Consider the following 12,535-nt stretch of genomic DNA (forward strand, 5'->3'; position numbering starts at 1 on the left):
CTTTATAATTAATATTTACAAATATATTTTCAATTCAATAAATAAAGTCACTGCTAAATTACCCTCAATGATAGCTCTATTCGTTCTATCTTAAATTCAATTTAATTCTATATATGCATTTTGTTTCTATTCATTATACTCATTACATTCAATCAACTTTATATTTACATTATTATTTTTTTAAAGTTATTGCTTTTAATATTAGATTTTTAAACCGAATGGTTTGCTTTGCTAACTTAAAAGGATTAAAATCTATCGTTGGGATGTTATAAAAGGAGATGTAATTGAAATGTCGGAGAATGGAATATCGAACAAAAAAAGAAACACAATCATTTTAGTTATGCTCAGTAGTGCCTTTGTTGCAATGCTTAACCAAACATTGCTCAACACCGCACTTCCAGCCATCATTAATGGCTTAGAAATAACTGAAACGACTGCCCAGTGGCTCATCACAGGATTTATGCTTGTTAACGGAATCATGATTCCTACGACAGCTTTCCTTATGGACCGATTCCACACCAGATCACTCTATATTTTTTCAATGAGTGCATTCTTACTTGGCTCTATCATAGCAGCACTTTCGCCGACATTCGGTTTACTAATGTTAGCACGAGTGATTCAAGCTATCGGTGCAGGTATCTTGTTACCATTAATGCAATTCACTGTCTTCACCCTCTTTCCAGCTGAAAAGCGTGGATTTGCCATGGGGCTTACAGGAATTGTTGCGCAATCAGCACCAGCGATTGGCCCTACTTTAACTGGTTTTCTAATTGATACATTTAGTTGGAGAGCACCGTTTATCGTAGTAGCAGTAATCGCTATAATCGCATTTATTATTGGTATCATTTTTGTAGAAAGTAACAATGAAACTAAACATACTGAATTAGATAAGACTTCAGTGATATATTCTACATTTGGTTTCGGACTAATGCTTTACGGCTTTAGTAGTGCTGGTAACCTTGGATTTACTTCACCAATCGTTATCATTTCATTAATAGTTGGACTTATCATTGTCGGCATCTTTGTCTTAAGACAAATTAGAATAGACAATCCATTATTAAATATGCGTGTGTTTGCTAACAGAACATTTTCATTATCTGCATTCGCTTCAATGGTTCTATTTATTGGGATTGTTGGCCCTGCGTTGTTGATACCTATGTATATTCAATCAGGACTAGGCTTATCAGCAATACTTTCAGGTTTAGTCATCTTACCTGGGGCTGTAGTTAATGCATTTATGTCTGTATATACGGGTAAAATTTATGATAAATATGGGCTGAAGATATTGGCGGTCCCTGGATTTATCTTATTAATTATTATGACAATTCTACATTGTTTCTTAACTACAGAAACACCTTATTGGTACATTGTTGTCATCTATGCGGTCAGAATGTTTGCTGTTGCATTGATTATAATGCCGTTAAACACAATTGGTATTAATGCATTAGAAACTAAAAACATTTCGCACGGTACTGCTATTATTAATTCATTAAGAATTATAGCTGGCGCGATAGGTACTGCTATTATGATTACAATTTTAACTATAGTTAGAACAAACTACGTAGAAAATGCTAATGGTAGTCAAACAAAAACTGAAGTAATGCAACACGCTACCGTACTTGGTGTTGACGCTGCATTTGCTTTCACAACAATTCTCATGATTATTGGTTTCGTCCTAATGTTGATGATTCGTACTAAAAAAGAAACTATCAATAGTCGAGAATTATAACCTCGATAAACAAAGGATCAAGCATATGATATTAACATTTAATGTCATATACTTGATCCTTTTTTGCATTTTATTAATTTATATTTAACGACAAGCTTCTATCGCTCTTTCTAAGAATGTTTGAGCTGCCTTTGAAAATAATTTATCATAAAAAAACACCCCTAACGCATACATTGTTGCGTTAGGGGTGTAAATGTCGTATTTCTTATTTAAATTTGCATAAAAAAAAGACGAGTTATACTCGTCTTTCAGCCGTTATTATAATTTAACAACGTTAGCTGCTTGAGGACCGCGGTCGCCTTCAACGATTTCGAATTCAACAGCTTGTCCTTCTTCTAATGATTTGTAACCTTCTTGAGCGATTGCTGAGAAGTGTACGAATACGTCGTTTCCGCCTTCAACTTCGATGAAACCGAAACCTTTTTCTGCATTAAACCATTTAACTGTACCGTTATTCATAATTAAATTCCTCCATATGTGCTTTTGCACGAATATTTGTAATCTGTCTTAAAAAATCAAAAGGAGTAAATTCAAAAGAATAACTCTACAAATCAATTTCACGAACTAAATTACTTAATACCTATTATAACGAGTAATCGTTCATTTGTACACCCTAAAACGTAAATTAGTTTATTAATTTAATTTTTAGTAACGATATAGTGTATTGTTCTATTTATTTTTATTATTGTATATAGCTAAAAATCCCTATATAACGCTTGTTTTTCATAGCTCACATAAACTTAAATAATAATATTCTATTTTTAAAATAATCTATTCTTTAAATTCCAGAATCACATTATTCCCTTTTTCAAAATTTTAAAATCCACCAACAATTAATGCGATAATGAATAAAATAACAGAGATGATGAGTGATGTCCACAAGTATGGAGACATATGATTTATCATTCTTTTATATTCACGATCAGGAGCCTGCTCTTTTTTTAATTTCAAAAGTTTTATTAATAAATATAATGCCCCAAGCATATTTATTAAAAATATAATAATCAATAATGTGATTGCAGAAATGTTAACTTCTTTCTTCTCTAAATATATAGAATGCCTTATATAGCAAATAAATAACATTTATCATCGTAAGCAATGCAAGTACTATAAGTATAGTATGGCTAAATATAGATATACCAAAAACAACTATCAGCGCTAAGACAATATTGATAAAACTAGAAATTAGAAAGCCAGTACCTAATTTATTTTTCTGTTGCATATTATCGCATCTTTTACTTAAGTATATTTTTGAAAAACTAAATTTGTGTTATCTTATAAGAAATCATAACACAATTTATTTTTTATAAAAATATAAAATCAACTTAAGGAGAGACATGCATTGAATCTTACCCTTAAAATTTTGATAGGTATTCTCTTTGTTAGTATAATGTCTTGGAATAACGCGATACAAACGCGTCAAAATGTAAATAAAAAAGCATATAAAAATCAGACTCAGCCTATGAACGGAAAGCAATTTCGATTCATGCTTTTGTTAAATATCGTTATAGTTACACTTTTTTATTTGCTTCTAATGCACACTTATTTTTAATATGAAAATTTATCTAATTTCAAAAATCACAATAAAAAGCCCCTCCCTTACAATTGGTAAAGGAGGGGGATTTTCTATATTGTCTTCAGATACTCTTCGCCTTCTTTTTTATCGTAAACACCTTCTGTTTTAGCAATAAAGATTGTAGCTACTGAGTTTCCTAATACGTTAACACATGTTCTAAGCATTTCTAAGATTCTGTCTACACCTATAATAAGTGCTAAACCTTGTGGATTTAATCCAACCGATCCTAATGTTGTTAATAACACTACGATTGAAGCCCCTGGCACACCAGCCATACCTTTTGAAGTAAGCATTAGCGTAACCATTAAGATAATTTGTTCAGTAATACTTAAGTCAACACCGTATAATTGTGCGACAAACAACGCTGCAATAGATTGATACATGGCCGCACCATCAAGGTTAAACGAATAACCAGTTGGTAATACGAAGGATGCGATATCCCTAGGCACACCAAATCTTTCCATTTTTTTCATAACTGTTGGTAATACAGCTTCTGAACTTGCAGTCGAGAATGCAAGCATTAAATCATTTTTCAACAACTTGATGATTTGCGTAATTTTCACTCCACAGATTCTTGAAACAATGCCTAATACAACGAAAATAAAGAAAAACATTGCAATGACTACTGTTAAACATAGTTTGAACAGTGGAATTAATGCTGATAATCCAAAAGTAATAATCGTTGTCGTAATAAACGCAAATACTGCAACTGGTGCTAATAATAATACTTTGCCAATCATCCAGAATACAGCTTCTAATGCGCCACCTAAAAAGTCTTTAACAGGTTGAGCTTTTTGTCCAATAGCAGCTAATGCCAAACCGAAAAATACTGAGAAGAATATGACCGGTAAAAGTTCTCCAGATCCAAATGCTTCAACTATGTTAGTCGGTATAATATTAACAATTGTATCGATTAAATGATTTCCATATGTAGTGCCTTCTGCAGCCTTTGCAGTTGATTCATATTTTGAAATATCACCTTTAGGTAATAAATCAGGATTCAGTCCTTGACCCGGTTTAAATAAATTACCGAATATTAGTCCCATAAAAATTGCAAAACTTGTCATAATAACAAAGTATAATAATGTTTTACCGCCATAGCGCCCAATAGTTTTTGTGTCTCCAACATTTGAAATAGATAGTGCTAAAGAACAAAATACAATAGGTACTACTAACATTTTAATTAAATTTATAAATACATCACCGAATGGTTGTATATAGTTAATTACATCTTTATTTCCATGTAAGATACTACCTAAAATTATCCCTAATACCAATGCTATGATAATTTGCGTCGGTAGGTTTATTCTTTTAATTACTCTCACTCTTGTTCATCCCCTTATCTAAGCTAGCATTTGCATAAATGCTAGTTTTCTACAAAATACAGTTTATCACAAAGAAAATTCCACTCATATATTAAATTTACATGATTCTAAAAATTATTTATGATTTTTGTACAACTAAGCTATTATATCAGAATTTTGTACATTTTAGTTAAAAAAAGAATTCGCTCTCAGCCTTATACCTATAGGAGTTCAAAGGTCATCAAAGCATAATAAGAAAGCGCTTTCTGAATTATACACAAATTTGTCAAAAATAGCTTTTTACATACAAAATTAGTGTTATTTATATTAATATACGTCATTTTACAATACACCTTCATTATTTTTATATACTCTAAATTGCACTAGATCGTTTTATCAATAATCTAATATTATAGCCATACGCTAAAGCCTCTTTTCCTTTTATGAAAATCTACGTTCACAACCATTGCATTCTTTGATAATATAAAATTACACATTCAATATATTGTGCACCAAAAATATTAATGCTTCATATAAGTTTTTATAAGTAAGGAGAAAGAATAATGGCAAGACACATACTTAGAGACCGTCCTCAAAACAAATATTTTGTTATAGTGGCTAATTCACCTGTTATGGTGTTATTTACCTATGCAAATATTAACAATATATTAACAAACGACAGTACTACAGCTGTCATATTATCTATAATTGGCTTAATGATTTTCTCGTCTTTCTATACTTTGCTTTTCTACACTTTCTTAAAAGCATAAAAATAATTGAACGTATCTCATTTTCACAGAAATCAAATAGCTACTTATCGATAATGTAGTATAACAATCAACCATTTTAAAAGGAGCGTGTTATGATGAAATTTATAAATATCAGTGCAGTAACAGAAAAAGGATTAAATAAAAAGGTCAATGCATTTTTAGAGGAAAATCCATATATTGAAATCATTAAATTTGATTATGCTATCGGCTCTAGTAGTTATGGTGTGGGGATTTTATATCAAGACAAAGTGAAAATGTAATTTAAATCATTTTTTTATCATATTGCTAAAACTCAACTACATAAAAGGCATGAATACGGAAATAAATTGCTAGTTTGATTCCGTATCCATGCCTTTTAATTATATATTGCAGTAACATTTTTTCTAATACATTCGTTCATCGCTAGTATTTACACACAATATTTCACAATAAAATTGTATCACTGCTTAAAATTATCTTTAACTGATTTAGGAACATCTTTCTCATCAACATTTTTTTGCTCTACTATCGTCCCTTTATTTTCTGTATAAGTAACCTTTATCCAACGACCTTTTTTAATATTATTGTCTTCTTTAGCTAGTTGATAATTTAAAACAGTGTCATTATCCTTATCAACTAACTTATCAACTTTTCCTTGTTCATTAACAATACCAAAGTAATATTCTTCTTTATTTAAACTGTAAACAGCATAAACGAAATACGCTACCATCAATAATAAAATGACACTTGTTAATAATAGTACGTTTTTCATAAATAGCCTCCATATTAAGATAATATTATTTTAATATGGTGTTAAAAATATTAAATCAGTCCATAGAAGCATCGTACAATATGATTGAATTTATAAAAAAGGTATCATTATTTAGTAGTAAATGATAAATATTTTAAACACAAAATATTAGATTTTAGAAAATAAGACGCTTCTAGGAAATTTTAAAAACCTTTGCGTTTAATTTGTCTGTAAGTAAAAATGATAAACATGCCAATAAATATTCCCTGTGTACTTCTGATTAAAGTTGAGCTGAAACCTAATATATTAATACTTAAAGTTTCTACTATAATAGGAACAACGTGATTCCTACTAATATTTGTTGAGATTTTAGAATAATATCACTCCATTCTACACGAGATATAATATTCTATTAAAGTAATATTAGCTGTGGCTAAATTTTTTGAATAGTGGTTTCATTAAATCCAGATGCATATTTAAGACCAAATCCAAAAGACCTATCCATACTTATATGTGCAAACCAGATCAAAGCTATTTGAAGTAATAATCCCTCGTTAAATATTAAATATAATAAAGCGAATAATATAGGCACTATATATGTGTGCCCAACATTGTACACTTTACTCCCAATTTCCTTATTGATCATATAACCCACCATAAATATATCTGGTACTAATAAAAATAATAAAAACATCCAAATTGAAAAGCCAAACATTAAATACACAATCACCGTTACAAGGAATACAAATATATTTTCTAACTTAATAAAGTTACTCAAATACCCATCCCCTAATTTATATTATAACTATAGTTGAAACATTACTTTTCTTTCGCTCCATGTGACTTTTTATCAGACATAGTAAATCCTAATATAAATGCGACCACTCCTAGAATCATCCCTAAAACAAGCAAACCATTTAGTTCATTGTTATTAAAAAATTGAATTAAATTTAAATTTCCTAAACCATTCCAAATCCTATTTTTTCCAAAATCCCATCCCAAATAATTTAAGAGAAACGCAATTAAAACCACACTAATCAGAACAAATAATCCGTCTTTCAATCCACTTATTACACGTCTACTCATAAATCTAATCCCCTTTCTGTTATATGTAAATCATCACTACTTAAATTAAAAATTTAAAAACTACATTACAGTGCTTTCCTGTTATGAAACCTAAATACATATAATATACATAAATATTACCTAGGCTATAAATAATGTATTTAAATAATCTTGGTTTATTTGTTTATATGTAAAAATCATCAAGAAAATAGACAAAACAACTTGGATCACAAGTAGTATCTATTTCATACCGTCTATAATCCTTTATTCATATATTTTAGATGATGTTTTCATATTATCATATTTTTAAAAACAATATATTGCTCGTAACAAGACTGTTAATCCATATTTATTTTTGCTAACCTTACATTAGAAGAAAAAATCTTAAAACTATAACCTAAATTAAGGAGAATTATAAATGACAAAAGCTATGTATGTACATCACATTATTAACATTGTACTTATGATTACATTAATCGTCTTTAATAACACAGATGTAGGAGGATTAACTTTATCAATCATATTGGGAATCGTATTTATTACTAATATTGCATTACTAATAAGAGAAAATAGTAAAAAGGTAAAAAATGAAGGAGTTACTATAGAAGAACATAATAAAAAATAGATTACTTCTATCTTGGAGAGTGAAATCGTGAACTTCAGTAAATACAAATATGACTATAACTATATACTCATGGCTATACCTTTACTAATTTGTTCAATCTTTGTACCAGCCACTTTTATTGCATTTCTTGTATGCATTTTCTGTGGTTTTGAAGAACGACATTAATAGAGAAATTAAGTAGTAAATTAATACATATTCGCTTCAATTAGTTTAAACCGAACTAAAAATTACAAAATAGTGAAGATAATTATTAAATCAATGACGACTCACTGGAGGGTATTTTTTTGAAGACTTTTGCATTTTTTACTATCATTTTTATATTTAGTGCTTTTTGGACATCTTTGACTATTCGCTACTTGCCTTCCGAAACTACCGGGCATAAAAATAATAAAAGTTCATTTAATACACAGCAACAATCAATGATTATTGAAATTTTTGCAAGGACTTTTGTATGGTTTGTATATTTCTTACTTTTAAATGTAATCATGAAATACTTTGGTTACTGGAATAATGATAATAGCTTGGCAAAAGATTACTCTGAATTAGTATATCTTTTAGCCATCATTTTGTTGGGCGTTATGAACTATTTTTATGTAAAAAGAAAATATAACTCTAAAGGATAATATAGATTATTTTATAATCAAAAAGTCCATAAAAACAAAAAGCAGTGTAGTTTCGTTTTTTATAACGGTCCTATACTGCTTTTGTAAAAATATTTAATTCGAAAACTTAATTAACCTTACGAATTAAAATAGAATAGATACCTTTAAATAAAAACAAGCTGCCAATACTTAATAATACAGTAGCAACTAATGTAGAATTTAGGTTTCCTTTCACACCAGTTGAAGGTAATTCTATTTTTTCTTCTTGTTGATTTTTTGTTACTTTATTTGTATTTGGTACTTTACTATACTTGCTCTCATCAGGATTCAACAAACTATTTTTTGTCTCTCCATCATTTAAAGCACTACTTGGTTTTTCACTTTTTAGCTCATTTGAATCAAATTCATTTTTTACTTTATCTGCATGTTTATTCAGTATTGTTCCCTCTGATTTGTTATTGTTTATAATTCCGTCTGATTTTGTAGCATCCTGAAATTCCTTAGGTTGCTCTACTTCTGTTATATCTTTATGAGGTGTCACATTTGCAGGCGTAAAACTACCATCCTTATGTAATATACTGTGATCTAATACTTCTGCCTGTGTTTCTGGAATATTCGATAGAGTTACTAATGATATTAAAAATGTTGATAACACGCTATTAAATACTACTTTTATAAAAGTCTTCCCCATTCTCATTCCACCTTTTACAAAATTATGTTTAAATAAAAGTTTAAAATAGCTTTATCTATAATTATCTTAAGATAAAATGAGTTGAATGGACATAATATTTTTAAATGAGTAAAATATAGCACTATGTGAGTAAAATTTTATTCATGGTTATGCAGATTTATTGCTTTTAATTTTGTCAAAATGAAATTAGCATTGAATTTTTCACATTCCCTCTCGTAAAAGCAGGAAATTTAACACAGAAAAATCGTTAATATTATAGCTAAGAAACGACAGATTAAAAAGATTTGTTATTTACAAGTAATTCTCTTTTTCTGATAAAAAACTATTTCAAACCCACAAAAATAACCCCTTAAGCCTATGCCTAAGGGGTTTCGTCATTCTATACTATTATTCCCACTCGATTGTACTTGGTGGTTTAGATGTAATATCATAGACAACGCGGTTAACGTGATCTACTTCATTTACGATACGGCTTGAAATCTTTTGTAAGACTTCCCAGTCGATGCGTGCAAAGTCACTTGTCATGCCATCAATTGATGTTACGGCACGAATACCAACTGTATGGTCATACGTACGGTAATCTCCCATAACACCTACTGATTGGATACCTGGTAACACTGTGAAGTATTGCCAAATCTCACGTTCAAGACCTTCCTCACGGATAACCTGTCTTAAAATCGCATCTGATTCACGTACAATTTCAAGTTTGTCTTCAGTAATTTCTCCAAGGACACGGATACCTAAACCTGGGCCTGGGAATGGTTGTCTCCATACTAAGTGCTCTGGAATACCTAATTCGATACCTAGTTCACGCACTTCATCTTTGAATAGTGTATTGATAGGTTCAATTAATTGGAATTCCATATCTTCAGGTAAGCCACCCACATTGTGGTGTGATTTAATCGTTTGAGCAGTTTTTGTACCTGACTCGATAACATCTGTATAAAGTGTACCTTGCGCTAAGAAATCTACACCTTTTAATTTAGATGCTTCATCATCAAAGACATAGATAAACTCATTACCGATGATTTTGCGTTTTTGTTCTGGGTCCGACACGCCTTGTAGTTTACTCATGAAACGTTCTTGTGCATCAACACGAATAATATTCATATTGAATCCTTCACCGAACTGCTCCATAACCATGTCGCCTTCACCTTTACGTAATAAGCCATGATCTACAAAGATACATGTAAGTTGATCACCAATTGCTTTGTGTAACAATACTGCTACTACAGATGAATCAACACCACCGCTCATAGCACATAACACTCTACGGTCTCCAACTTGATTACGGATTTTTTCAACTTCGATTTCAATGAAGTTCTCCATTGACCATTCGCCTGTACATTCACATACGCGACGTACAAAGTTACGTAATAAGTCATTACCATATTCAGTATGACGTACTTCTGGATGGAATTGCACACCGTAAATACGACGTGATTTATCTTCAATCGCTGCATAATTTGTGCTTGGGCTATCAGCAATAACTTCAAAGCCTTCAGGAATCTCGATAACTTTATCTGAATGACTCATCCAAACGTTTTGTTCTTCCGGTAAACCGAAGAATAATTCGTCAGTTTTAGCATTGATGATTGCTTTACCATATTCACGTTCATTGGCACGTTCAACTTTTCCGCCTAATAATTTAGTCGTCAATTGCATACCATAACAAATACCTAAAATCGGCACTCCTAAATTGTATATTTCTGGATCAATTGTGAACGAATCTTCCTCATAAACTGAGTTTGGTCCACCCGAAAGGATAATACCTTTAGGGTTCAATTTTTTTATTTCTTCCATACTAATCTCATGGTCGTGTAACTCACTATATACGCCCATTTCACGAATACGTCGTGTAATTAACTGATTGTATTGGCTACCAAAGTCTAAAACAAGTATGAGCTCTTGCTCTTTCGCCATTTCCATAACTTTAAATCTCCTTTTAACTTAGAATGAATAATTTGGTGATTCTTTTGTAATTTGAACATCATGTGGATGGCTTTCTGCTAAACCAGCAGGTCCCATGCGTGTAAATTGAGCTTCTTCTCTTAATGCTTCTAAGTTTTTAGAACCAGTATAACCCATACCAGATCTTACGCCGCCCATAAGTTGATAAATAGTGTCTTGTAGAGCACCTTTATAAGCGATACGGCCTTCAATACCTTCTGGAACGAATTTTTTAGGTGCTTTGTCTTCTTGGAAATAACGGTCATTCGAACCACTTTCCATTGCGCCTAATGAGCCCATACCTCTATATACTTTGTACTGTCTACCTTGGAACACTTCAGTTGCGCCAGGGCTTTCTTCAGTACCTGCAAGTAAGCTACCTAACATAACTGCGTGTCCACCTGCAGCTAATGCTTTAATGATATCTCCTGAGAATTTAATACCACCATCTGCAATAATTGCTTTACCGTGTTTACGCGCTTCTGTAGCACAATCATAAACAGCTGTAATTTGTGGGACACCAACACCTGCAACGACACGAGTTGTACAAATTGAACCAGGGCCAATACCAACTTTAACTACGTCAGCTCCCGCTTCATATAAAGCTTTTGTACCTTCAGCTGTAGCCACATTACCTGCTATTAAAGTAACTTGTGGGAATGTTTTCTTAATATGTTCAACTTGTTCTAATACACCTTTAGAGTGGCCATGTGCTGTATCGATAACTAATGCGTCTACACCAGCTTCAACAAGTTTTTGCGCACGGATATCAGTGTCTTTCGCAATACCAATTGCTGCACCTACTAATAATCTACCATGTGCATCTTTAGCAGAATTAGGGAATTCAAGAACTTTTTCAATGTCTTTAATTGTGATTAATCCTTCTAAACGACCTTCTTTAACTAATGGAAGTTTTTCAATTTTATGTTGTTGTAATAACTTCTCTGCTTCCTCTAATGTCGTACCTACAGGAGCTGTAACAAGATTATTTTTTGTCATTACGTCTGAAATTTTAATTGAAAAGTCTTCGATAAAACGTAAATCACGGTTTGTAATAATACCAACAAATTGTCTAGTTTCTTTACTATCAACAATTGGCACACCTGAAATGCGGTATTTACCCATCAATGCTTCTGCTTCAAAAACACTCTCTTCTGGAGTTAAATAAAATGGATTCGAGATGACACCATTTTCAGAACGTTTTACTTTTTGAACTTCGTCGGCTTGATCTTCAATGTTCATATTTTTATGAATAACACCAAGTCCACCTTGTCTAGCCATTGAAATTGCCATTTTTGATTCTGTAACTGTGTCCATACCTGCTGATACGATTGGAATATTCAGTTTAATACCTTCTGATAATTGAACACTTAAGTCCACTTCTTTCGGTAATACATCTGATTCTGCTGGTAACAATAACACATCGTCAAAAGTTAAAGATTCTTTTTCAAATTTATTTTCCCACATACTTGTACAGCCTCCTAAATAATTGT

Annotated in this window: 14 protein-coding genes; 5 read left to right on the forward strand and 9 right to left on the reverse strand. The window is 31.3% G+C overall.

What is annotated here, in order from left to right; all coding sequences use genetic code 11:
- Positions 1-289 precede the first annotated feature (289 nt).
- Positions 290-1,729, forward strand: a complete 1,440-nt coding sequence (locus tag ACM591_RS00335; RefSeq protein ID WP_069796776.1) for an MDR family MFS transporter — start codon at positions 290-292, stop codon at positions 1,727-1,729.
- Between the two features lie 258 nt (positions 1,730-1,987).
- Here ACM591_RS00335 and cspD read toward each other — a convergent pair whose 3' ends face one another.
- The 3 genes from cspD to ACM591_RS00350 all read right to left on the reverse strand — a co-directional run bounded on the left by cspD (position 1,988) and on the right by ACM591_RS00350 (position 4,630).
- Positions 1,988-2,188: a cold-shock protein CspD gene (cspD, locus tag ACM591_RS00340; protein WP_011303913.1), complete on the reverse strand. Its 201-nt coding sequence runs from the start codon at positions 2,186-2,188 to the stop codon at positions 1,988-1,990.
- A 568-nt stretch (positions 2,189-2,756) separates the two neighbouring features.
- Positions 2,757-2,951 carry a hypothetical protein gene (locus ACM591_RS00345; RefSeq protein ID WP_278197934.1) on the reverse strand — a complete coding sequence of 65 codons (195 nt, stop codon included), beginning with the start codon at positions 2,949-2,951 and terminating at the stop codon, positions 2,757-2,759.
- A gap of 404 nt (positions 2,952-3,355) precedes the next feature.
- Positions 3,356-4,630: a dicarboxylate/amino acid:cation symporter gene (locus tag ACM591_RS00350; protein ID WP_029378887.1), complete on the reverse strand. Its 1,275-nt coding sequence runs from the start codon at positions 4,628-4,630 to the stop codon at positions 3,356-3,358.
- Between the two features lie 542 nt (positions 4,631-5,172).
- Between ACM591_RS00350 and ACM591_RS00355 the strand changes: the two genes are divergently transcribed.
- Positions 5,173-5,379: a hypothetical protein gene (locus tag ACM591_RS00355; RefSeq protein WP_029378886.1), complete on the forward strand. Its 207-nt coding sequence runs from the start codon at positions 5,173-5,175 to the stop codon at positions 5,377-5,379.
- A gap of 95 nt (positions 5,380-5,474) precedes the next feature.
- The gene (locus ACM591_RS00360) at positions 5,475-5,639 is read left to right on the forward strand and encodes a hypothetical protein (RefSeq protein ID WP_167330414.1); all 165 of its coding nucleotides are present in this window, start codon (positions 5,475-5,477) and stop codon (positions 5,637-5,639) included.
- Between the two features lie 179 nt (positions 5,640-5,818).
- On the opposite strand, the gene ACM591_RS00365 is transcribed toward ACM591_RS00360, so the two are convergent.
- The 3 genes from ACM591_RS00365 to ACM591_RS00375 form a co-directional block, all read right to left on the reverse strand.
- Positions 5,819-6,130: a hypothetical protein gene (locus tag ACM591_RS00365; protein WP_029378885.1), complete on the reverse strand. Its 312-nt coding sequence runs from the start codon at positions 6,128-6,130 to the stop codon at positions 5,819-5,821.
- 412 nt (positions 6,131-6,542) lie between these two features.
- Complete coding sequence (locus ACM591_RS00370) at positions 6,543-6,887, reverse strand: DUF4260 domain-containing protein (RefSeq protein WP_029378884.1); 345 nt, start codon at positions 6,885-6,887, stop codon at positions 6,543-6,545.
- Positions 6,888-6,928: 41 nt separating this feature from the next.
- Complete coding sequence (locus tag ACM591_RS00375) at positions 6,929-7,195, reverse strand: hypothetical protein (RefSeq protein WP_029378883.1); 267 nt, start codon at positions 7,193-7,195, stop codon at positions 6,929-6,931.
- A 397-nt stretch (positions 7,196-7,592) separates the two neighbouring features.
- On the opposite strand from ACM591_RS00375, the gene ACM591_RS00380 reads away from it, so the two are divergent.
- Together ACM591_RS00380 and ACM591_RS00385 are read left to right on the forward strand one after the other, a co-directional pair.
- The gene (locus ACM591_RS00380; protein ID WP_029378882.1) at positions 7,593-7,799 is read left to right on the forward strand and encodes a hypothetical protein; all 207 of its coding nucleotides are present in this window, start codon (positions 7,593-7,595) and stop codon (positions 7,797-7,799) included.
- Positions 7,800-8,083: 284 nt separating this feature from the next.
- The gene (locus ACM591_RS00385) at positions 8,084-8,422 is read left to right on the forward strand and encodes a hypothetical protein (protein ID WP_186335409.1); all 339 of its coding nucleotides are present in this window, start codon (positions 8,084-8,086) and stop codon (positions 8,420-8,422) included.
- Positions 8,423-8,528: 106 nt separating this feature from the next.
- On the opposite strand, the gene ACM591_RS00390 is transcribed toward ACM591_RS00385, so the two are convergent.
- From ACM591_RS00390 to guaB, 3 genes are all read right to left on the reverse strand, one after another.
- Positions 8,529-9,092: an LPXTG cell wall anchor domain-containing protein gene (locus tag ACM591_RS00390; RefSeq protein ID WP_326006572.1), complete on the reverse strand. Its 564-nt coding sequence runs from the start codon at positions 9,090-9,092 to the stop codon at positions 8,529-8,531.
- Positions 9,093-9,479: 387 nt separating this feature from the next.
- Positions 9,480-11,021, reverse strand: a complete 1,542-nt coding sequence (gene guaA / locus ACM591_RS00395) for a glutamine-hydrolyzing GMP synthase (protein WP_029378858.1) — start codon at positions 11,019-11,021, stop codon at positions 9,480-9,482.
- Positions 11,022-11,042: 21 nt separating this feature from the next.
- Positions 11,043-12,509 (reverse strand): IMP dehydrogenase, encoded by a 1,467-nt coding sequence (gene guaB, locus ACM591_RS00400; RefSeq protein ID WP_029378857.1) that lies wholly within the window; start codon positions 12,507-12,509, stop codon positions 11,043-11,045.
- Between the last annotated feature and the right edge of the window lie 26 nt (positions 12,510-12,535).

Source organism: Staphylococcus sp. Ze2 (assembly GCF_048568365.1).
In the GTDB taxonomy this organism is placed as follows: domain Bacteria; phylum Bacillota; class Bacilli; order Staphylococcales; family Staphylococcaceae; genus Staphylococcus; species Staphylococcus xylosus.